The organism is Burkholderia sp. BCC0398, from assembly GCF_902833245.1.
GTDB lineage: Bacteria > Pseudomonadota > Gammaproteobacteria > Burkholderiales > Burkholderiaceae > Burkholderia > Burkholderia sola.
This window is the reverse complement of sequence record NZ_CADFEM010000023.1, coordinates 23,940-43,987: the sequence shown is the minus strand read 5'-3', so window position 1 is coordinate 43,987 and position 20,048 is coordinate 23,940. Positions and strand designations below refer to the sequence as shown.

Here is a 20,048-nt window from a genome sequence, read left to right as displayed (position 1 = left end):
ATAGGACACCGTGCATTCCAAGGTCGGCAAGAATCGGCCGACAATCGATGGCCACGTCGCGTGGCATGCTGGCTACCGTCGTACTTCGCGCATGCCGCGCGGCCGGAGCGCTTGCGCGTAGTTCACTACATGCCGTACGGGTAAGCGCCGGGCTCGCTTCCTTGGGACCTGACCTCGGACAACGCGTCCGCATAGCGCGCGAGCTTCCGGATCGCGTAACGGCAACGCTCAGCGATCGGATCGCCGGCGAACTGCGGCGCCGTTGTGAGTGAGTTCTCGACGTCCCGAATAATCACGTGCTCAGGGATGTAGCAGAGTTTCGTGTTCTTGTAGCCGCTCGACCGCAGTTCCGATACGACGTACGCACCGCCGACCCCTGCGCTAATGGCCACGATAAGGGCTGGCTTGTCCTCAAGGCTGCCGGTATCGCCGAACAAGAAATAGTTCTTCAAGCGCGGCGGAGCCATCCCGTTCCACTCGGGACAAACAAAGATCAGCGCGTCGGCTTCGCGCTGGTCGCGGCGTACCCGCTCGAGCTTCGCATCCCACGGCGATGCGTCGTCCCATACCGCCTCGTCCCAGAACGGAAGATCCATTTCGCTTAGATCGTGGATGGTGATGCTGGAGAAATGTGCAGGCAGGAAATGCTGACACAGGGTTTTCGCCACCCGGCCGCTTTGCGACTGTGCTCGATGGCTACCGCTGACGATCAATGCTTTCAAGATTCACTCCACGAGTGATTGCCGAAGGCTTTCGGAAACAATGCAGCATAATCGGAGGCGCCTTCCTGCTTGTCCTTTCCTAGCAGGTTCCTCAGATGCGGCGCGAACGGGATGATAAGCGTCGCGACTAGCGCACAAGTGAAGAGGCTGCCCAGCAGCGCACCGCTTCCCCACCCGCGAGCGACCCAGCCGGCGACGTACAAGGCGCCCGGCAGAAAGATAGACGAGATGAACATGGTGTTGGCGATCACGCGTGTCCGATAGTCGGGCGGCGTCGCTTGAAGACGCAGCGCGGTGAGATTGGTCGCGACGAGCACCGACGCGAAGCCGAGCGCGAAGCCGCCGGCCACCACCAAGGGCACGACCCTCGCACACGCGAACAGCACGACGAACGCCGCAACGTGCATTAGCAAGCCGAGGACCACCGTGCCGTAACGGCCGAATCGTCCGTTCAACGGTTTCACGACGAGGGTCGCGGCCACGAAGACGCCGCATCCAAACGCACCGTCGACCGCGCCCATTACCCATGCGCCGAGCGTCTCCTGCGCGAGCTGGGGCAGCGCGATCAACATGAACGTGCTTACGGCGACCGTCAGGAACGAGTTGCCGAACGCGATCGCCAGCTCGGTCCGAATCGCGATCACGCTGAGGAAACCATGCGCCAATTCTCGGACCCATCCGCTGGACTTGCGCGACGTAGCACCCACTTGGGCACGAGCGCGCGGGCGTCCCGCGTCGGATGCCATGCACATGTAACCGCCGACGACCAGCGCCGCTGCGGCGAGATACAGCGTGATGGACGGCCCCATCATCGCAGTAACCGCCCCCCCGACAACCGGCCCGAGGATTCGAGACAGCGTGCCAAGCGCCCGACGCACGCGCTCACCGTCGACCAGTGCGTCGTTACCGATTAGTTGCGGAAGCAATGAGTCCGCGAGAGGATCCCGCGCGGCGTCGGCGAGTTGCGAGATCACCAATAGAGGCACGACGGCGACGAGGCTGAACGTCTTCAGAAACAGCGCGGCCGACGCGAGCATGAACAGGCACAGCGCTTGGATCGCGAACGTGACTTTGATCAGCTTTGCGCCGAAGCGATCGCCGAGCGGCGCCGCGAGCGGAACCGCGAGCAGTTCGAGTAGCACGGACGCGGAAATGACCGAGCCGAGCGCCACGGTGCTGTGCGTTTTTGCAAGACACCACCACGACGTGCCCAGGACCATCAGGCGCAATGCAAAATACCCAAATATGATCCCGCCTTGGAAGAGATAGAACTGCCGCGGCAACGAAAAATAGATAGGATTCTTGATCATGGTGTCATCCGGAACGGGCATCCGCGTCACGCTGCGTGAAAGATTCAGTGCTTCGTCTTCTCGAATATCTTCATGCAGATCACCTGCGCATCGTGCAGGCAAAACTGCTTCATGATCATGTCGCGGCCGTAGACTAGGAATTCACTCTCCGAGTCTTGGACTCGAATCATCCCCTTCGCGTAGTCGAAGTCCCAGTAGCTCGAACTCAGAAGTTCGCCCGTAGCAACGTCCCACACCATGATCAGTTTGTTATATGTGATGCCGACCAGAAACTTGCCGTTCTCGAGCGCGAGGAAATCCTCGACGGTGTTCGATTGGCCGTTGTAAAAATTCTCGTCATGGCGCCACTTGCCGGCGACGCACGTAATCCTGTCGATCGCGGAGCTGTGCACCGCGAGCAAGACGTCCTGATTCAGCCATTTCATCCGCTTGGGGATGCGCGACGATGTGTCGATCACTTCCTGCATCTCGCCTGCGTCGTCGCGCGTCAGAATGACGATTCGGCCCATCCGCTCGCCGACCGCGACTGTTCGGTTGTCCGGGTGGATCGCCAGCGACCAGAGCGGCTCGCTGGCACTCTTGAAGACCGTCCGGCAGGCGTCGGAATGTCGCCATGGGATCTCGACCAGACTGCCATCCTCCAAGCATGCCAGCACCGTCTCGGCGTCGACGAAGGCCAGATCGCGGACTGCCGCGCCAACTTCGCGGCGGCGGATACCGTCCGGATCGACGAGGACCATCGTCTTCGCAGACGTCCCGCAAGCCAGCTTGTTGCCATGCGACACCAGACGCTTGATGTAGTGACCGCCCGGGACGATGTCGTCGTCGCCCGGCGAGGGCCAGCCGGCGACGGTGTCGCCTACTGCGCGGAACAGCCCCCCCTCGCCACCGATCACCAAATCGTTGCCGAAATAGGCGGCGCTCCATAGAGCTGGAAGCGCCGTATGAATCGCCGCCTCCACGTGCCCGGTGTCGTAATCCACTTTCAGGAAGCTGCCGTTCCGGACTTGCAGGTACAGCTTCACCGCACCCGCTTCCGTGCCGGCCCGGATCCAGCGCAGCTTGAACGGCGCCTTGAATGCGACGCGCGTCGGTGCTAGCGACAACGGGTCGATCTCGTACACGTTGCGATCGAACGACGACGCGAAGATCTTGCCCGTCGACGGCTCGCGCGTCACGTGCTCGAAATCGTCGTTCGCGAATGGAGGGCCGATCTCATATTCGAGCGTCCGGTCGTCGAACCGAACTAGACGCCGTGCGTCTGTCGCGACAAGCCATGTGCCGGACGGCTCGCGCTCGAACCAGTGTATCGTTTCGTTGATGCCCTCGATGCGGGTCAGCGTCTGGTGCTCGCTCTGATAGTCATAACGCACAATGCTGCCATCAATCAGGCCAACCAGCAGAACGGTATCGGACGCCCATGCTGCGGTGGTCGGTGCCGCCGGGCTTTCATGCCGCAACGAGCGCCACGCGACGATCTGCATCGCATCGTTCAGATCGAAGATCAGCGTCTGCCCGGTCGGACCGTTCACCGCAATCCGATGACCACCAGGACTGAACGCTATTTCCTGACTTTCCGAAAAGGCAATCTGATAACCGTCTTCAACCATGTACTCGAGACTGTTGATCGACGTGACGATTTCAAGATTTTCATATGAAACCTTCAATATCGTGATCGTGAAATTCTTGTTCAGTGTGGCCACGAGATGACGCGCGTCGCAAACCGAGATGGCCTGAATCGTTGTGCTGCCAACGCTCGTCAGAGAGACAGTTTTCAGGTCCTCCGAATTAACCAGTTCTACACTTCCTTTCTTGTCACCTAGAACAAAAAGACCATCCTCTCTGAAATAGGCCAGGGAATTGATATGGTGCATGGTTTATGGTCGCGCATTCGTTCCAATCGACTCCGAACGAGTCGTTCCGCATGGCGTAACGCCAAACCATGCGGAACGACCTACAGATGATGCCGTTACTTTTGCGTGAAGATCTTAACCGCACGATCCGGGCGGGTTGTGCTCGTCTTTTCCATTTTCGTATTCCTAAATGTAAATTTAAGAACGCAAAAACCACATGCGCACTATTGGCCGAAATGGCCCTTCACGTCGCCGAGGCGAGGTGATCCACTGCCGGATCGAAAAGGTGGGGTCACCTTGATCGAACGGCGATTCCTGAAAAACTGAAAATCTTCTGCCTATTGCGCGAAGCGAATCAATGGAGAGCCGTCTCTGTCATTAGGTTCGCTTCGAATGTTCGCACGATATTTCCAGACAAAAAACGTCGCGTCAACATTTTTTGACCACATCAAAAAAGTTTTGATGCACGCCAGATCCCTCATTATGAGAAATGTAATATATCGTTTAATAATAAGTAAGTTATTGATTTGTAAGTGTCTCGCTTGAATGCTGAAATAACCAGAGATAAACCCCGCAATGCGTTCAGTGTTGATTTCCATCGAATCTTGACCCCCACCCGTAACGGCGTCGAAGTGTGAAACTGCAGCGCGCGCTACGCCGCTGCGCACTTCGACGTTCAGTCCGCTTAGGAAGACCTGCCGATGAGCCAGCTTGTTCAGATTGCGCCGGGTGTCGTGTTCTCCGCCGATGTACTCGGGGCCGACTGGGCACGTAAGTATCAGCAGATCACTGAAATTGAAGTGCCAAACGGGCATGCGCAATCCGCAGCTCGGCGGAACCGGCCCGCGAAGGAAACCGATCAGGCGATCGACGAAAGCACATCGAGCCAGATGTCGTTGTTGTAGACGACCGGTGCGCCAACCTCTGCCCGTCCGCCTCGCATAGAGAAGATCAAGCGGCGCATGTTCATTGTTCGGCCAGCCGCTCGAGCTCGTCGAATTCACCAAAGAAGTCCTGCTGCCCTGGCAGTGCCGCCGGCGACCGACGTGCTGCTCGCGGCCGCGGATGCCCCGCTCTCTTCAACGTGCGCGCAATCGCATGAAGCTGCGCCCAAATCTGATCTGCTTCGGCGCTCGACAAAGTGTCGGCCGCCACTTCGAGCGCACCAACGAGCCTCTCGAGCTGTTCGGGTGCGCCGGCCAGCACGGGGCGCACTTGATCGCGCGCCTTGCTTTCCCGATATGCTTCGAGCCATCGCTCGAGCAGCTTGCGCTCGTCGCGGGACAGAGTGTCAAGCAGCCCAGTCGGGACAGGTTCATCGACACGAAACGTACCGATGACGCATTCGCGCGCCCGCGCCCTGATGGAAGGCCGCTTCGGCGGCGCGGCCCGAAGCAACTTGATGAGGCGCCCTTGTTCTCGAATGAGCATCGTTCGTCTCTGATTCCATGCGATCACACCAGAGCATAACAAAACAGTACGTCATGGCCGGCCTCCCAGCGCTGGACCTGGCGCTCCTTCACGCCGAGCAGCGCGGCGGCCTACGCCCGGGCGCGCCGGCCACGCTGCCGCATCGCCTTGATCTCGTCGGGTGTCGGCCCGCCGTCGTACGGCGCGACTTCGAGCGTCACACCGCCGTCCCACTCCAGCGTGACCGGCTCGTAGCACTTCGCGCAGGTAGCGGCCGCGCCGTCGTCGCTGTCGTCCGGGTGATGAACCTCGCCGCGTTGGCCGCAGGCTCGGCAGCGATACACGTACAGCACGGACATGATGCCTCCTGAACAGAACCCGTCTTAAAGACGTGCACGAAAAGGACGATTACCCGGTCCTCGGTACTACCGAAAACACCCAAAAGAACCGTTCGGTTTAAAATGGTTGATATCATCACACGGTGTGACGGACATGGGCAGACCCAAGAAATTCAGTCGCGAAGGCGTGCTGCAAAAGACCCTCCCGCTCTTTTGGAAGTACGGCTTCGCCGGCACGTCGCTCCAGCAACTGGAACAAGCGACCGGCGTCAATAAGTCCGGCCTCTATTCGGAGTTCGAGGACAAGGAAGACCTGTTCCTGCATACCCTCGTCTACTACTACGAACATCGCGGTGCTCTGCAAATTCTCACCGCGGAACCGAAGGGCTACGGCAACATCGAGCGCTTTCTACGGCTGGGCGATCCGCAAGAGGACGGCTGCGTAGGCTGCTTCTCCGTCAATTCGATCCGCGAATTTCCGTCGCTGTCCGAACGCGTGCGCAACGTGGTCGGCGCGTATCACCACCGGCTGATGCCGCACATCGTCGAGAACATCGAGGCGGAGGCACACCGACTGCCCGCCGCGGCCATCGCCACCCTCGTGACGGTGTTCTTTACCGGTTACTGCATCGAACGCAACCTCCCCGCCGCCGCTGAACAGGACGCGGTCGGCGCATTCATGCAGGCGTTACGGCTGCTCTGACGCGCGGGCCGGGCGGCCGCCCATCGATAGGCCGACCATTTTGAACCGATTGGTTTTTTTTAATTGGCGCCACATCACTTATCCGCACATAATGAACCGATCGGTTCAATAACGTGCCGATCCACAGCGGAGAGCAGCCATGAGCTTGAAGATTCACCCGATCAACTTCGGCAACATGTCGCTGGATTCGAGCGGCCTCGTCCTGTTTCGCGAACCGGGCAAGCAGGTGACGATACCGGTGCTCGGGTTTCTGATCACGGGCGGCACCGAGCCCGTGCTCGTCGATACGGGGTCGCGCAGCGTCGAGCAGTACGCGGCGTTCGGCCTGCCGTACGAAGTCACCCCGGAAATGACGATCGAGCATCACCTTGCGCAACATGGCCTGAAGATGGCCGACATCCGTCACATCGTGCATACGCATGCGCATATCGATCACGTCGGCATGACCGATCGGTTTCCGATGACGACCACGGTCGGCATCTCGCGCCGCGAGCTGGAATTCGCGGCCTCCGGAATCATGGGCCCGTTGATGTATACCGCGGCCGACACGAAGCATCTGATCGACCGCCTGCACACGCGCGGAGCAATCCGGCTGTTCGACGTCGACGGCACGTTCGAAGAGGAAGTCATTCCGGGCGTCGCGGTTCGCCTGTCGGGCGGCCATACGCCGGGGTCGCTGTCGGTGCTCGTTGAAACCGACGAGGGAATCGCGAACATCAGCGGCGACATCGCTTACAACCTGCAGGATCAGTTGATCGATCCGATCCTCGATCAGGCTGCGCACGAGCCGACGATCACCGCCAATCGCGCGATGTCAACGCTCGACGAGAAGCGCGCGATCAAGCGCGCGCTCGCGACGAGCCGCTTCCTGCTGCCCAGTCACGACGTGCCAGCGCTGGTAAGCGGCGGCAAAGTGGTCGGCGTGATGGAAAACGCCATCTCGAATCCGCACGCCGATGTCACGAAGGCGGCGAATTACACGCCCTTGACGCAGCATTGACCCGCCATGCGCGCCCTTCTGCGTCGAAGCGTCGGACTTCTGATTATCGCCGCGGGCGCATTGCACGCGATGTCCGGTCTGGTTCGGCACGCGCTCGGCACTTAGTTGGCGACCCGGTGCGTGCCCGTCGCAGCGTAACGGGGCGCGTACTTCTCGAGCCTCGAAAGGAACCCTGATGGCTACGCCCTTTTCCGCGCGCACGGCGCGCGCGCTCCGCATCCTCAGTCTCGCGTACTTCGTCCAGGCGACGGGCGCGCTGTCCGTCGTCGGCAGCCTCGATGCGATATCCCGTCAATGGGGACTCGCGGATTCGCAAAGCGTCTACCTCGTTACCGTGTTCGGCGTGACGTTCGCCTTCGCCGCTCCGCTGCTGCAAGTCGGTTTCGGCCATCTGCGGCGCCGGCGCCAGGTACTGCTCGGCCTGGCGCTGTTCAGTGCGGCAGCGCTCCTCCTCGCGGCCGCGCCGAATTACCCGGTGCTGCTGCTGTCACGCGTGCTGATGGGGCTCGGTGCAGGTTTCATCGGCCCCGTACTCGGCGCATTGGGCTCGAGCCTCGTCGAGCGCGACCAGCAAGGCAGCGCGATTGCGAGCGTGCTGCTCGGCCTGAGCGTCGCGGGCCTGGTGGGAATGCCGCTGTCCGCATGGATCGCGCACGCGTGGGGCGCACGGTCGCTTTTCGTCGCGGTCGGGCTCGCCGGCGCCGCGACCGCCGCGCTCATCGTCTGGGCCGTGCCCGACACGAGCAAAGGCGAGAACATCGAATTCTCGACGATGGTCTCGCTTCTGACGCGCATCGATACGCTCAGTGCGTTCCTCGTCGTGTTCTTCATCGCGGCCGGCGTCTATTCGACGTACGCCTTTATCGCGCCCATCATCCGCGACGTGTTCCACGCGGGCGCCGACATGGTGTCGACCTCCCTCGTGGTGCTCGGCGTAGCCGGCGTCGCGGGCAACCTCTTCGTCACGCGCGCCGCCCGGCGCCATAGCGCGGAAGCCATGCTGCTCGCCGGCCTGGCGCTGCTCGCGGCGGACCTGGTGTTTCTCTGGTTTACGCCGCCGAGCCTGCACCTTCTTTTCGTCGCGCTGACGGCGTGGGCATTCGCAACCGATCTGCTGTGGCCGTCGCAGCAACGGCGCATCGTCGAGCTGATGCCGCACTGGCGCGGCATTGCGTTGGCCCTGACCGCATCGTTCGTGTTTTGCGGAATCGGCGTCGGGTCCGCCGTCGCGGGGTGGGTCTATCCCGCGTTCGGCCTGACGGGGTCGATCGGCAGCTCGCTGGTCTTTCTTGCACTGGCGACGGGCAGCCTGCTCGTGTCCCGTGCGTCGGTCAAGATCAAGGCCGGTGCCGCCGTGCACGCGCCATCCCTTCCGTCATAGGCGGCCGGCGCATCGCGCCGGCATGTGCGCATGCCGCCATCTCGTGAACGTCGGATGCCGACGGGGCACCGCGCATGGCAGTGCCGACCCGGTGCGGGCGGATGCCTTTTTCCGTTTGTCGCAGAAACTGTTTCTCGGTGTTTCGGGCTACACCGCGGCAAAGCGGCCGACGACAATTCGGATACCACTCCCATGCACACGAACCATGAGGCCGGAACCGCATGTTGAATGCCTTGTCAACCCTCCTCGCCAGCCAGCTCATTGGCGAGACGCTCGCGCATCTGACGGGTGCGCCCGTTCCTGGTCCGTTGATCGGCATGCTGCTACTGCTCGCCTTTCTCGTCAGGAACGGCGGCCCTTCACCGGAACTGGAAGGATTCAGCAAAAGCCTGCTGTCATGGCTCGCGATGCTGTTCGTGCCCGCGGCGACCGGCCTCGTGACAGGATTCCATCAGTTGACCGCGGACTGGTGGCGCATCGCCGCCTCCATCTTCGTGTCGACGTTGCTCGGCCTGGCCACGACGGGATGGATCATGGAGCGCCTCAGCAAAACGCTTCGCGCCGAATCGGAAGCAAAAGATGATGTCTGATCTCTCGCCCGTTTGGGCCGTGCTCCGGCACCAGCCGCTCTGGGGCTTGCTGGCAACGCTTCTCGCCTATCGTGCCGGCCTGGCCGCGAATCGCGCCATGCGGGGAAATGTGCTGGCGCATCCGGTGCTCATCGCCGTGGTGATCCTGGTCGCGTTCCTGGCGGCCACGGGCATCCCCTACCGTGACTACTTCGCAGGCGCACAGTACGTCCACTTTCTGCTGGGGCCGGCGACCGTGGCGCTCGCCATCCCGATGTTCCGCAGCTTGCATCACATTCGCCGAACGGCTCGCGCGCTCGTCCCTGCGCTCGCGAGCGGCTCGATCGTGTCCGCGGGCAGCGCCGCGTTCATCAGCAAGGCGCTCGGTGCCGCGCCCGTCGTGACGACGTCGCTGATTGCACATTCGGCGACGACCCCCGTCGCGATGAGCATCTCCCGCCACATAGGCGGCGACCCGTCGCTGACCGCGACGTTCACGCTGTTTACCGGCATCGCAGCGGTTCTGCAGATCGGTGTAGCGATGAAGGCCATGCGAATAACGGATGCCCGCGCGCACGGGCTTGCGGCCGGAACGGCAGGCCACGGACTCGCGACGGCGCGCATGCTGGCCGTCAACGAAACGGCGGGCGCGTTCGGCGGTCTCGCCATCGGAATGAACGGTGTGCTCACCGCCGTTGTCGCGCCGGTACTGGCGCTGCTCGCGCGATGAGCCACCCCGCCGCGCCGCTTCCGGCCACCAAAAATCACGGCGGCCGGAATCAATCCGGTCGCCGCGTCGTCACATGGGATGATTTCCGCTCGCTCAGATCAGCTTCTCGAGCAGTACCACGTGCAGCGTCGCCCTGCCTTCGAGCTCGCTCGCCAGTTTCCGGAATGCCGGCGCTTTGCCATGGATGTCGAGCGCGCGCTCGTCCCGCCATCGCTCGAGCATCGTAAAGCGATGAGGCGCTTCGCGGTCCCGATGCAGGTCATACTGCTCGCATCCTTCCTCGGTACGGACAACCGGGACGGCCGCCAACAACGCCGCTTCCACCATGGCGGCGTGTTGCGGATCTGCGGTAATCGTTGCAACGACAAACTGCCTGGTCATTTTCATCCTCCATCTCAAAGGGTTCATTCGAACTGCCATATCGTCGCGGCGCACCTCGACAACGTGCTTCACGCGTACGAAATCAAGCAGCGCCCGATGGGCGCTGCATGACGTTTCGCCAGGAAATACCACGGGTGAGGCGCCGGTCGACCCGGCGCCCGCCCCGTTCAGTCGACCGCCGGAAAGTCCAGCGTCGTGTCGTTCACACGGTTCACCAGATTGGTGAAGAGGATCGACGTCATGACGAGAATGATCTCGATGACCTGGCGCTCGGTATACCCGGCCGCCAGCACGGCCTGCAGCACGTCGGCGGGTACGGTGTCGCGCGTCGTCGCAATCGATCGCACGAACGAGAGTAGCGCATCACGCCGAGCATCGCCGGACACGCGACCGGCACGGATATTCTTCATCACTTCCGGCGTGAGACCGGACATCTTGCCGAGCATCGTATGAGCGGCAAGGCAATAGTCACAGCCGGACAGCGCGCTGACCGCGAGACGCACCGCTTCAACATCGGCCTGATCCAGCGAACTTGCCGCGATGGCTGCGTCGACGTTCAACATGGCCGCGAGACCGGCCGGGCTGTGCGTGCCGATGGTCGCGTAGGCGTTCGGTACTTTCCCGAGTGCGGCCTTGATCTGACCGAATACGGCCGCGGTTTCGCCGGTTGCTTCCGACGGCTTCAGAGTAGTCAAGCGTGTCATAAATTCCTCAACGGGTTGAATAATGAAATGCCGGCTGGAAACGGCCGGCACGATGGCGGCGATGACGAGTCAGCGACTGCATCTCGTTTTTTACCGAGAAATAATCAATCCAATAAATGCAGCCACGAAAACCGCATGAGAACGCTCCGGCATCGCAAACCGGCGGCGACTACTCGATTACGGCAGTCGTCATCATAAGAAATTGCGATTTGAATCTGAATGCGATTTACCCGAAAACTGACTTTACTCAGCAACGGGCCTCGCGCATTCGCGCCGCGCAGGCGCGGGCCGTGCGCGAACGCAGCCGTATGCGCACGACGGGTCGCGGTGACGGGAATCAGCGGCCCGGCTCGCCCGGCACCAGATTGTTGGCGACGGACGTCACGCCTGCGACGCGAGCGGCACTGTCACCGGCGAGCTGCACCTGTTCGCTGTCGGGCACGTATCCGGTCAGCGTCACGGCACCGTGGCGAGCGAGCACCATCACGTTGATTGCATTCAGCCCTTTCGCTTTCGACAGCGCCCATACGATTTGCCGCGACAGCGCGCGATCGGCAGCGCGTTGCGCCTTCTTTTCGCTCTTCGTCGCTTCCTTCTGGCCGACGACCTGATCCGACGACGGTGCAGGCGTCTGCTCCGCTGCATGGACCGACATACCGAAAGCCAAATAGGTTACGTAGAGCATCGACGCAATGGTTTTCTTCATCATCTTCTCCTTAGCCAATGTGAGCGGAAAGTTATCCGGGGATAAAACCCGACTGAATGCTAAGAAAACATTTATCCGCTCTCAATGGCGTTTCTCCTAAAACAGCTTTCAATGCGCTCGCTGCATTCAGCACGACGCCCGTCGGCCACCTATACCGACGCATAGGTGCATTCATTATTTTCGACTAGCTCGAATACACGGCGAGACGATTTTCCGGCCCACATCGAAACGGCAAACTCATTGCATGTGCTGCTCGCCGGCCTGCGCTCGATTATCGGCAACGGGATCGGAAACCAGCGTCCGCGAGCCGCAAAGACCGACGCTGACGAAATTTCGGGACGGCATGCCGTCCCCCATTGGAGTGAGAAACCGATGAATACTACGTTGGGCGCCTTTCTGCATTCAGGCGCGCACCGCGGCGGCCGCGCGACGAAGAAGGCCGCGTCATGCCATCGCGTCGCCGACGTAATCGCGCATCGCGGCGATCATCGGCGAAATCTGCTCGCGCAGGTGAGCGTGGAGGTACCTGACCGCCTGCGAAAACTGGCGACGGTGCGGACACACGAGGCTCAGCGGCGCCGCCTCGCCTCGCTGCTCCGGCAGCAAGACCTGCAGCCGTCCCGCCCTGACGTCGTCATGAACGTCGAGCCAGGACTTGTACGCGATTCCCCGGCCCTCGACGGCCCAGCGCCTCGCGATTTCGGCATCGTCGCACAGCAGCACGCCCTTCACCGCGACTTGCCGCCTCACACCGCTGGTCGGAAACGACCAGCGGTCGTAGACGCGTCCGCCGAGCACGAAGGGCAGGCACTCGTGCAAAACCAGTTCGTCGAGCGATGCCGGCGAGCCCCGCCGTTTCAGGTATTCCGGAGCGGCGACGAGCACTCTCCGGTTGCTTTCGGCGAGCGGAAGCGCGACGTAGCTCGCGGCCTCCGGCGCGCCGTAGCGGATGGCCACGTCGACGGGATCGCGAAATACGTCGGTCACGTAATCGGACAACGAAAGCTTCAACACAAGCTTCGGATGCGCATCGCGGAATACGCCGAGCCACGAAAGCAACGCATTGCGTCCGATATCCGACGGTGCGGTGATGCGCAACGTGCCTTGCAGCGCGTGCTTTCCTCCGTGCAACCGCTCGCGCCCCTCGTGAATCATGGAAAGCACTTCTTCGGCGTACGGAAGGTACTGCTCGCCTTCCGCCGTGAGTTTCAGGCTTCGGGTGGAACGCGCAAAGAGGCGGGTATCCAGTTCCCGCTCCAGCCTTTGAATGGCGGCGCTCACCTGCCCTGGCAGCAGATCGGCTTCCCTCGCCGCGCGCGAGAAGCTGCCAAGCGCGGCCGACCTGACGAACAGTTGAAGATCCTCGAGCCGAACCATTTTCATTCCTGGAGTGAAAGTCCTCCCTAATGTAACTCGTTTTTTCAGAAGTCGCGGTCGAGCAGTATTTCATCCACACGCTGGCGCCCGGTCTGCAGCGAGCAGCCCAGCGCCACTCAACCATCATTCGGAGTTCAACCATGAAAGCGGTTGTCTATACACAGCATGGCCTGCCCGCGGACCATCCCGAGTCCCTTTTTGATGCCGAGGTGTCCAAGCCCGAAGCCGAGCCGCGCGACTTGCTGGTGAAGGTCGACGCGATCGCCGTCAATCCCGTCGACACGAAGGTGCGTATCGGCTCCCCGACCGTGCAACCGCGGATTCTGGGCTGGGATGCGGTCGGAACGGTCGAGGCGATCGGCAGCAACGTTTCCATGTTCGCGCCGGGAGACAAGGTCTTCTTTGCCGGCTCGATTTCCCGGCCCGGTGCGTACGCGCAATACGTTCTCGTCGACGAGCGCATTGCAGGGCGCAAGCCCGCGACCCTCTCCGACGCTCAAGCGGCCGCATTGCCGCTGACGTCGCTGACCGCGTGGGAGCTGCTCTTCGATCGCCTGGGCATTGCCGAGGGCGGAGGCGACGGCGATGCGCTGCTGATCGTCGGTGCAGCCGGCGGCGTGGGCTCCATGCTGACGCAGCTGGCACGTCGGCTGACACGGTTGCGCGTGATCGGGACGGCATCTCGCCCCGAAACGCGCGCATGGGCGCAAGCGCTCGGTGCACATGACGTCATCGACCATACCGAGCCGCTGCTCGAAGGATTGCGCCGCATCGGCGCGCCGCAGGTGCGCTACGTAGCCAGCCTCACGCAGACGGACGTCCATTACCCGCAGCTGGTCGAGGCGCTCGCGCCGCAGGGGCGACTTGCCGTCATCGACGACCCCGACACGCTGGACGCCATGCCGCTCAAGCGAAAGTCGATTTCCCTTCATTGGGAGCTCATGTTCACGCGCTCCCTGTTCGAAACCGATGACATGGTCAGGCAGCACGACATTCTCGAGCGCGTCTCCACGCTGATCGACGACGGCACGTTGCGCACGACCATGGCCGATCACTTCGGAACCATCGAAGCCGAAAACCTGCGACGCGCCCATGCCCTCATCGAGAGCGGCCGCGCACGGGGAAAGATCGTGCTGGAAGGCTTTTGAAGCGACCCGACCCACCCTTTATCGCCATTCCGTAAAAGCTGGACAAGCCCGGAGAACCAACATGCACTTCCCGCATCAGCACATCACGAGATTCGCTTCCGTCCGACGCACGGCAACCGCGGTGGCGGCCGGCCTGGGTATCACGCTGTTCGCCAGCCCCTTGCTCGCACAACCGTCCGCGCAAGCAGCACCGCCCGCGGTGCAGGCGGCCGACCGCATGATCGGTGCGATGGATACGGTCGCGACCTTTTCCGGGCCGATGCCCACCGGCGTGACGGTTGCCGAAAGCGGCCGGATCTTCGTGAACTTCCCGCGCTGGGGGGACACCGTGCCGTTCACAGTCGGCGAATTGCGCGACGGTCGCGTCGTCGCCTACCCGAACGCGGAGATCAATCGCGCCGATGCGTCGCACCCGGCCGCGCACTTCCTGAGCGTCCAGAGCGTGGTCGCCGACGGTCGCGGTCGGCTCTGGGTGCTGGACACCGCCGCGCCGAATTTTTCGGAACCGGTCGCGGGCGGCGCCAAGCTCGTCGCCGTCGATCTGGAGACGAACCGTGTGGTCAAGACGATCGTGTTCCCCGCGAACGTGATGCGCGCCCAGACCTATGTGAACGACATGCGCTTCGATTTTCGCATCGGAAAGGCCGGAGTCGCTTACGTGACCGACTCCTCGCTGTCGGGCATCGGCGGCCTGATCGTGATCGACCTCGACAGCGGAAAGGCGATACGCCGCCTGACCGGCGACGTGTCGACGTCGGCGGATCCTCGCTTCGTCCCGGTCGTCGAAGGCCAGTCGTTGAAAGTCCGCGACCCGAACGGGACCACCAAGCCCTTTTCCGTGGCGTCCGACGGCATCGCGCTCTCCGCGGACGGCCAGACCCTCTACTACTGCCCGCTGTCGAGCCGCCATCTCTACTCGATTCCGACCGCGATGCTGCGCGATCCGTCGATCAGCGACGCGCAACTGGCGGCCGCCGTGAAGGATCTCGGGGAGAAAGGGGCGTCCGACGGTCTTGCCAGCGACGCGAGCGGCAATGTCTATGCCGGCGATTACGAGCACAACTCGATTCGCAAGCTCGAGCCGGGCGGCGAATGGCAGACGATCCTGCACGATCCGCGCGTGCTGTGGCCCGACACGCTGTCGGTCGGCCCGGACGGTTACCTCTACTTCACTGCGAACCAGCTTCACCGCCAACCGGTATTCCACGGCGGCAAGGACGAGCGCCAGAAGCCGTACGCATTGTTCCGCGTACGCATCGGCGCAGGTCCCGCACCGACCCGTTAATCCCTTTCGCCATCGCCGACAACCGGAGTCCCGCACATGAATCTCGCCGACGCCATTCATGCCCGCCATACCGTCAAAGCCTTCGAGGGCGGCAAGTCGCTGCCCGCCACGCAGGTCGAAACATTGCTGTCGCTGCTTCACCAATCGCCGTCCTCGGTGAATTCCCAACCGTGGCACTTCGTGGTGGCCGCGACACCGGAAGGCCGCGCGCGCATCGCGGCCGCCACAACGGGCGCCTATGCGTACAACGAGGCCAAGGTGGTCAATGCATCGCACGTCATCGCGATGTGCATGCGGACTGATTTGGACGAAGAACACCTTCAGGCCATTCTGGAACGCGAATCGGTAGATGGTCGATTCAAGACCGCCGAAATGCGCGCCGCGCAGAACAAGAGCCGCCGCTCGTACGTCGACATGCACAAATACGAGCTGCGCGATACGCCGCAATGGATGGAAAAGCAGGTCTACCTGGCGCTGGGCGGCCTGCTGCTCGGCGCGGCGGTCCTCGGCGTCGATGCAACGCCGATGGAAGGGTTCGACAGCCGCGCGCTCGATGCGAGCCTCGGCCTGCGCGAACAGGGCCTGACGAGCGTCGTCATCGTGTCCCTGGGTTTCCGCAGCGGCGACGACTTCAACGCGGATCTGCCCAAATCGCGGCTGCCGCACGAACGGATATTCACATTCATCTGATCACCCGAAGCAGGCTTGCCGCGCGCGCGGCAAGCGTTCCGAGCTACCGTTTCGCGCACGCTCGGCTGCACGACTTCGAGGAGCGTCATCATGTCCGAGTTGGTTCGGATGGACACGCACGGCCGCACCGCGACCGTGCCCTTGTCCAGATATGGCGGTGCGCTGTTATTGGGCGCGGCGATTTTGTTGTGGGGTGCGAACTGGCCGGCGATGAAGCTCGGCCTGGCGCACGTCACACCGCTGTGGCTGTCGACAGCAAGGTTCGCATCCGGGGCGCTGTGCCTGTTCGTCGTGCAAGCTGCGACCGGAACGCTGCGCTTGCCGAAGCGCGCCGACCTTCCGTTTCTCGCCAGCGTCGGCTTGCTTCAGATGTTGGCGTTCACCGCGATGAGCGCCGTCGCGCTGCACCACGTGAGCGCCGGCCGTTCCGCCGTGCTCGCCTATACGACGCCGATCTGGGTAACGCCCGTGTCGGTGCTGGCATTTCGCGAGCACCTGTCCGTGCGTAAAGCATTCGGCACGGCACTTGGCGTGGCCGGGGTCCTGCTGCTTTTCAATCCGCTCGATGTCGACTGGCACGATCGTCAGGCCGTTGTCGCGCATGTCATGCTGCTCGGCGCGTCGCTGTGCTGGGCGGTCTGCATTCTTCATCTCCGGCATTTCCGCAGCGCGTCGAGCGCCTACGTGCTCGCGCCCTGGCAAATGCTCGTTGCCGCCGTACCGCTCGCCGTGCTTGCAAGAGTGCTCGAGGGACCCTACACGGGCGACGGCAGCCTCAGCCTGACATCGGCGCTGATCTACATCGGTCCGATTGCAACGGCATTTTGCTTTTGCGCGGTGAATGCCGCCAACACGCGCATGTCGAGTACGAGCATGGCGACGGCGATGTTAGGCGTTCCCGTCGTCGGCCTCATGACGTCGGTCCTCTTTCTTCACGAGCATCTCACGACGGGACTCGCGGCAAGCGTCGTTCTCATCGTGGCCGGCATCGCGCTCTCTATCGCATCACGCTGACCTTGATTGTCTGAACCAGGAGAATGCCATGGTCGATCTCGACCCGACTCAACCCAGACTCACGCTCGTTACCATCGACCTGTCGTTCCATCGCGCGGCCTCCGGCGCCGTGCGGCGGATATTGAACGAGCATGGCGTAACGGTCGACGAAATATTCGCACCGCACGAAGAAGCCTTCCGGATTCTGCGGGAAGGGAAAGCCGACATGCTGAGCAGCGCGTGGCTCCCCAGTAGTCATAGTCTCTACCTCGCTCCGTTCGAGCAGGACGTGCACAAGATCACCGTCCTTTACCGGCCATATGCATTGTGGGGCGTACCCGACTACGTGCCCGAAAGCGCGGTGAGCTCCATCTCCGATCTGAAACGGCCGGATGTGGCGTCGCGGATGGTGAAGCGGATCCAGGGCATCAATCCCGGTGCGGGCATCAGCAGATTTTCCCGCGAAATCGTCGCGCAGTACGGCCTGGCGGACGCAGGGTATCACTTCGAGAACGGCACGCTCGACGATTGTGTACGCGCCTTCGAGGAGGCCGTCTCCGCAAGGCGGTGGGTGGTGGTTCCTCTTTGGACTCCACAGTATCTTCACGAGCAATACACCATCCGCGAACTCAAGGATCCGAAGGGTCTGCTCGGCGGCACGGACGACGCCACGTTGATTGTCAGAAATGCGTCGCTTGACGCGATCCCGTTGGCCGCATTGTCCGAACTGCGCAATCTCAGCCTCGGCAATCGGGAAACGAGCCGTCTGGACCATGTCCTCTCACGCACCGGCTCGCCGCGAACGACTTGAGGCGCCACGGCCGAGCACCGTCGATGACGAACGCGTAGACGACGCGTATCGACCAGAACCGCCGCGAACGTCGACGGCCGTTATGCAGTTCGCGAGAACGAATATTCGGAGTAGGTGAAATGACTTTATGGGCGGAGCGCGTTGATCGACACGTCGCCTCGCCAATAAACTGCATCGCACTACATCGCAATCGCCGAGAAATGGAAGACTGAAACGAGCCGGCTGAGATTACGCAACCGGCTCGGCGTTTCCCGGCATATGTCATTCACTTCGTAACCATTGACGGAACAACATCATGACGCAAGCACACAAAGGCACCGCACTGATCACGGGCGCATCGTCGGGTATCGGTGCGGTCTACGCCGAACGACTCGCACGCCGCGGGTTCGATCTGATTCTCGTTGCACGCAACAAGGATCGGCTCGACGCATTTGCGAAGCGCATTACCGACGACACGCAGCGCGGTGTCGAAGTGATCGCCGCGGATCTCGGCGATTCGCGCGCGCTGGCCGCCATCGAAGCGAAGCTGCGCACGGACGCGAGCATCACGCTGCTCGTGAACAATGCCGGTGTCGGTACGCATAAGCCGCTGCTCGACAGCGACGTCGACGCAATGACGCGCATGATCGATCTCAACGTCACGGCGCTGGCGCGCCTCACCTATGCAGCAGCCCCCGGCTTCGTCGCTCGCGGCCACGGCGCGATTATCAACATCTCGTCCATCGTTGCGATCGGGCCCGAGCTGCTGAACGGCGTGTATGGCGGAAGCAAGGCATTCACGCTGGCCTTCACGCAGTCCCTTCATCACGAACTGGCAGACAAGGGCGTGCAGGTCCAGGCCGTTCTCCCGGGCGCTACGGCGACGGAATTCTGGGAGATTGGCGGGCTCCCGCTGGACAACCTTCCGAAGGAGATCGTCATGTCGGCTTCCGACATGGTCGACGCAGCGCTGACCGGCTTCGACCGTCAGGAACTCGTCACGATTCCATCGCTGCACGCTGGAGAAGAATGGGCCGCATACGACGCCGCCCGCCGCGTCATGATTCCCCATCTCTCGAGCAATACCCCTGCGGCGCGTTACGCCGTCGCGCAATAAGCGCAGCAAGCCTTTTTTCGCAACCACTCCAGTCGTCCATTCAAAGGAACTCCGATCATGAAACTCACCGGAAACACTGTCTTCATCACCGGCGGCACGTCGGGTATCGGCCGCGCTTTCGCAGAAAATCTTCACAAGCGTGGCAACAAGGTCATTGTCGCGGGGCGTCGCAAGTCGTTGCTGGACGAGATCGCTCGGGCCAATCCGGGTATCGACACCGTGGAGCTGGACGTCGGCGACCCCACGCAGATCGAGCGTGTCGCGCGACAGCTGATCGCGGACTATCCGACGCTGAACGTCGTGATCAACAACGCGGGCATCATGCCGTTCGATGACGCCGGCGGTGCGCTGGACGACGCGCAAGCCGTCCGGCTCGTGAACACGAACCTGCTCGGTCCGGTGCGTGTCAGCGCCGCGCTCGTCGAACATCTGAAGGCGCAACCCGAGTCGTTCATCATCAACAACAGCTCCGTACTGGCATTCGTCCCGCTTGCTGCCACGGCGCTCTACTCCGCGACGAAGGCGGCCATTCATTCGTACACGATGTCGCAACGCTTTGCGTTGCGCAATACGAGTGTCCGCGTGCTGGAAATCGCCCCGCCGTGGGTCGACACGGATCTGATCCACAAGAGTGGTGATCCGCGAGCAATGCCGCTGGACGCCTTCATCGCCGAGACGATCCAGCGTCTCGAAACCGCGACGACGGAAGTCGTGGTCGAGATGGCGCAGCCGCTGCGTAACAACGTCGGCCCCGACGAGTATGCGTTCGTCGATCAGTTCAATCAGGCGCTCGTCGAGAACCCCATTCCGGTAGCCTGAGGCGCCGCGAAGAAGGACTCCG

General features: G+C 62.2%; 22 protein-coding genes. 13 read left to right on the top strand and 9 right to left on the bottom strand.

The window, feature by feature from the left end; translation table 11 throughout:
* Window positions 1-125 precede the first annotated feature (125 nt).
* The 3 genes from HWX76_RS33860 to HWX76_RS33850 are packed head-to-tail and all read right to left on the bottom strand — an operon-like array spanning window position 126 to window position 3,906.
* Entirely contained in the window at window positions 126-722 is a 597-nt protein-coding gene (locus HWX76_RS33860) for an NAD(P)H-dependent oxidoreductase (RefSeq protein WP_176016976.1), read from the bottom strand.
* On the bottom strand, window positions 719-2,032 hold the full coding sequence (locus HWX76_RS33855) for an MFS transporter (RefSeq protein ID WP_176016975.1): 1,314 nt from the start codon (window positions 2,030-2,032) through the stop codon (window positions 719-721). The genes HWX76_RS33860 and HWX76_RS33855 overlap by 4 nt, the downstream gene beginning before the upstream one ends.
* A gap of 44 nt (window positions 2,033-2,076) precedes the next feature.
* Complete coding sequence (locus HWX76_RS33850; RefSeq protein ID WP_176016974.1) at window positions 2,077-3,906, bottom strand: WD40 repeat domain-containing protein; 1,830 nt, start codon at window positions 3,904-3,906, stop codon at window positions 2,077-2,079.
* Between the two features lie 680 nt (window positions 3,907-4,586).
* On the opposite strand from HWX76_RS33850, the gene HWX76_RS33845 reads away from it, so the two are divergent.
* The gene (locus HWX76_RS33845; protein ID WP_050018297.1) at window positions 4,587-4,790 is read left to right on the top strand and encodes a hypothetical protein; all 204 of its coding nucleotides are present in this window, start codon (window positions 4,587-4,589) and stop codon (window positions 4,788-4,790) included.
* A 61-nt stretch (window positions 4,791-4,851) separates the two neighbouring features.
* Here HWX76_RS33845 and HWX76_RS33840 read toward each other — a convergent pair whose 3' ends face one another.
* The gene (locus HWX76_RS33840) at window positions 4,852-5,316 is read right to left on the bottom strand and encodes a hypothetical protein (RefSeq protein ID WP_176016973.1); all 465 of its coding nucleotides are present in this window, start codon (window positions 5,314-5,316) and stop codon (window positions 4,852-4,854) included.
* 110 nt (window positions 5,317-5,426) lie between these two features.
* A complete protein-coding gene (locus HWX76_RS33835; protein ID WP_235356167.1) occupies window positions 5,427-5,654 on the bottom strand; it encodes a zinc ribbon domain-containing protein in 228 nt (75 codons plus the stop codon).
* A 133-nt stretch (window positions 5,655-5,787) separates the two neighbouring features.
* On the opposite strand from HWX76_RS33835, the gene HWX76_RS33830 reads away from it, so the two are divergent.
* From HWX76_RS33830 to HWX76_RS33810, 5 genes are all read left to right on the top strand, one after another.
* On the top strand, window positions 5,788-6,336 hold the full coding sequence (locus tag HWX76_RS33830; protein WP_050012438.1) for a TetR/AcrR family transcriptional regulator: 549 nt from the start codon (window positions 5,788-5,790) through the stop codon (window positions 6,334-6,336).
* Between the two features lie 139 nt (window positions 6,337-6,475).
* Entirely contained in the window at window positions 6,476-7,336 is an 861-nt protein-coding gene (locus HWX76_RS33825; protein ID WP_124631588.1) for an N-acyl homoserine lactonase family protein, read from the top strand.
* A 175-nt stretch (window positions 7,337-7,511) separates the two neighbouring features.
* Entirely contained in the window at window positions 7,512-8,717 is a 1,206-nt protein-coding gene (locus HWX76_RS33820) for an MFS transporter (protein WP_050012436.1), read from the top strand.
* Between the two features lie 221 nt (window positions 8,718-8,938).
* Window positions 8,939-9,307, top strand: a complete 369-nt coding sequence (locus HWX76_RS33815; RefSeq protein ID WP_050012435.1) for a CidA/LrgA family protein — start codon at window positions 8,939-8,941, stop codon at window positions 9,305-9,307.
* A complete protein-coding gene (locus HWX76_RS33810) occupies window positions 9,297-10,016 on the top strand; it encodes an LrgB family protein (RefSeq protein WP_050012434.1) in 720 nt (239 codons plus the stop codon). The genes HWX76_RS33815 and HWX76_RS33810 overlap by 11 nt, the downstream gene beginning before the upstream one ends.
* Before the next feature lie 93 nt (window positions 10,017-10,109).
* On the opposite strand, the gene HWX76_RS33805 is transcribed toward HWX76_RS33810, so the two are convergent.
* The 4 genes from HWX76_RS33805 to HWX76_RS33790 all read right to left on the bottom strand — a co-directional run bounded on the left by HWX76_RS33805 (window position 10,110) and on the right by HWX76_RS33790 (window position 13,184).
* Window positions 10,110-10,403: a putative quinol monooxygenase gene (locus HWX76_RS33805; RefSeq protein ID WP_235590083.1), complete on the bottom strand. Its 294-nt coding sequence runs from the start codon at window positions 10,401-10,403 to the stop codon at window positions 10,110-10,112.
* 161 nt (window positions 10,404-10,564) lie between these two features.
* Window positions 10,565-11,101, bottom strand: a complete 537-nt coding sequence (locus tag HWX76_RS33800) for a carboxymuconolactone decarboxylase family protein (RefSeq protein ID WP_124631589.1) — start codon at window positions 11,099-11,101, stop codon at window positions 10,565-10,567.
* Between the two features lie 337 nt (window positions 11,102-11,438).
* A complete protein-coding gene (locus tag HWX76_RS33795) occupies window positions 11,439-11,810 on the bottom strand; it encodes a BON domain-containing protein (RefSeq protein WP_244138063.1) in 372 nt (123 codons plus the stop codon).
* Between the two features lie 441 nt (window positions 11,811-12,251).
* A complete protein-coding gene (locus tag HWX76_RS33790) occupies window positions 12,252-13,184 on the bottom strand; it encodes a LysR family transcriptional regulator (protein ID WP_050012430.1) in 933 nt (310 codons plus the stop codon).
* A 140-nt stretch (window positions 13,185-13,324) separates the two neighbouring features.
* Between HWX76_RS33790 and HWX76_RS33785 the strand changes: the two genes are divergently transcribed.
* From HWX76_RS33785 to HWX76_RS33755, 7 genes are all read left to right on the top strand, one after another.
* On the top strand, window positions 13,325-14,332 hold the full coding sequence (locus tag HWX76_RS33785) for a zinc-binding alcohol dehydrogenase family protein (protein ID WP_176016972.1): 1,008 nt from the start codon (window positions 13,325-13,327) through the stop codon (window positions 14,330-14,332).
* Window positions 14,333-14,393: 61 nt separating this feature from the next.
* Window positions 14,394-15,617 carry an L-dopachrome tautomerase-related protein gene (locus HWX76_RS33780; RefSeq protein ID WP_176016971.1) on the top strand — a complete coding sequence of 408 codons (1,224 nt, stop codon included), beginning with the start codon at window positions 14,394-14,396 and terminating at the stop codon, window positions 15,615-15,617.
* A gap of 36 nt (window positions 15,618-15,653) precedes the next feature.
* Window positions 15,654-16,307 (top strand): oxygen-insensitive NAD(P)H nitroreductase, encoded by a 654-nt coding sequence (nfsB, locus tag HWX76_RS33775; protein ID WP_176016970.1) that lies wholly within the window; start codon window positions 15,654-15,656, stop codon window positions 16,305-16,307.
* Window positions 16,308-16,397: 90 nt separating this feature from the next.
* Window positions 16,398-17,321, top strand: a complete 924-nt coding sequence (locus HWX76_RS33770; protein WP_176016969.1) for a DMT family transporter — start codon at window positions 16,398-16,400, stop codon at window positions 17,319-17,321.
* Between the two features lie 28 nt (window positions 17,322-17,349).
* Window positions 17,350-18,111: a glycine betaine ABC transporter substrate-binding protein gene (locus tag HWX76_RS33765; RefSeq protein WP_050012425.1), complete on the top strand. Its 762-nt coding sequence runs from the start codon at window positions 17,350-17,352 to the stop codon at window positions 18,109-18,111.
* Window positions 18,112-18,406: 295 nt separating this feature from the next.
* Window positions 18,407-19,207, top strand: a complete 801-nt coding sequence (locus HWX76_RS33760) for an SDR family oxidoreductase (protein ID WP_050012424.1) — start codon at window positions 18,407-18,409, stop codon at window positions 19,205-19,207.
* Window positions 19,208-19,264: 57 nt separating this feature from the next.
* Window positions 19,265-20,026, top strand: coding sequence for an SDR family NAD(P)-dependent oxidoreductase (locus HWX76_RS33755; protein WP_089489586.1), 762 nt, complete (start codon window positions 19,265-19,267; stop codon window positions 20,024-20,026).
* The last annotated feature ends 22 nt before the right edge of the window (window positions 20,027-20,048 follow it).

What these genes read in the sequence shown, in the direction of transcription:
- HWX76_RS33855 (WP_176016975.1), bottom strand. Translation starts at nt 2,032, where the DNA reads ATGATCAAGAATCCTATCTATTTTTCGTTGCCGCGGCAGTTCTATCTC.
- HWX76_RS33850 (WP_176016974.1), bottom strand. Translation starts at nt 3,906, where the DNA reads ATGCACCATATCAATTCCCTGGCCTATTTCAGAGAGGATGGTCTTTTT.
- HWX76_RS33845 (WP_050018297.1), top strand. Translation starts at nt 4,587, where the DNA reads ATGAGCCAGCTTGTTCAGATTGCGCCGGGTGTCGTGTTCTCCGCCGAT.
- HWX76_RS33840 (WP_176016973.1), bottom strand. Translation starts at nt 5,316, where the DNA reads ATGCTCATTCGAGAACAAGGGCGCCTCATCAAGTTGCTTCGGGCCGCG.
- HWX76_RS33835 (WP_235356167.1), bottom strand. Translation starts at nt 5,654, where the DNA reads ATGTCCGTGCTGTACGTGTATCGCTGCCGAGCCTGCGGCCAACGCGGC.
- HWX76_RS33830 (WP_050012438.1), top strand. Translation starts at nt 5,788, where the DNA reads ATGGGCAGACCCAAGAAATTCAGTCGCGAAGGCGTGCTGCAAAAGACC.
- HWX76_RS33825 (WP_124631588.1), top strand. Translation starts at nt 6,476, where the DNA reads ATGAGCTTGAAGATTCACCCGATCAACTTCGGCAACATGTCGCTGGAT.
- HWX76_RS33820 (WP_050012436.1), top strand. Translation starts at nt 7,512, where the DNA reads ATGGCTACGCCCTTTTCCGCGCGCACGGCGCGCGCGCTCCGCATCCTC.
- HWX76_RS33815 (WP_050012435.1), top strand. Translation starts at nt 8,939, where the DNA reads ATGTTGAATGCCTTGTCAACCCTCCTCGCCAGCCAGCTCATTGGCGAG.
- HWX76_RS33810 (WP_050012434.1), top strand. Translation starts at nt 9,297, where the DNA reads ATGATGTCTGATCTCTCGCCCGTTTGGGCCGTGCTCCGGCACCAGCCG.
- HWX76_RS33805 (WP_235590083.1), bottom strand. Translation starts at nt 10,403, where the DNA reads ATGAAAATGACCAGGCAGTTTGTCGTTGCAACGATTACCGCAGATCCG.
- HWX76_RS33800 (WP_124631589.1), bottom strand. Translation starts at nt 11,101, where the DNA reads ATGACACGCTTGACTACTCTGAAGCCGTCGGAAGCAACCGGCGAAACC.
- HWX76_RS33795 (WP_244138063.1), bottom strand. Translation starts at nt 11,810, where the DNA reads ATGATGAAGAAAACCATTGCGTCGATGCTCTACGTAACCTATTTGGCT.
- HWX76_RS33790 (WP_050012430.1), bottom strand. Translation starts at nt 13,184, where the DNA reads ATGGTTCGGCTCGAGGATCTTCAACTGTTCGTCAGGTCGGCCGCGCTT.
- HWX76_RS33785 (WP_176016972.1), top strand. Translation starts at nt 13,325, where the DNA reads ATGAAAGCGGTTGTCTATACACAGCATGGCCTGCCCGCGGACCATCCC.
- HWX76_RS33780 (WP_176016971.1), top strand. Translation starts at nt 14,394, where the DNA reads ATGCACTTCCCGCATCAGCACATCACGAGATTCGCTTCCGTCCGACGC.
- nfsB (WP_176016970.1), top strand. Translation starts at nt 15,654, where the DNA reads ATGAATCTCGCCGACGCCATTCATGCCCGCCATACCGTCAAAGCCTTC.
- HWX76_RS33770 (WP_176016969.1), top strand. Translation starts at nt 16,398, where the DNA reads ATGTCCGAGTTGGTTCGGATGGACACGCACGGCCGCACCGCGACCGTG.
- HWX76_RS33765 (WP_050012425.1), top strand. Translation starts at nt 17,350, where the DNA reads ATGGTCGATCTCGACCCGACTCAACCCAGACTCACGCTCGTTACCATC.
- HWX76_RS33760 (WP_050012424.1), top strand. Translation starts at nt 18,407, where the DNA reads ATGACGCAAGCACACAAAGGCACCGCACTGATCACGGGCGCATCGTCG.
- HWX76_RS33755 (WP_089489586.1), top strand. Translation starts at nt 19,265, where the DNA reads ATGAAACTCACCGGAAACACTGTCTTCATCACCGGCGGCACGTCGGGT.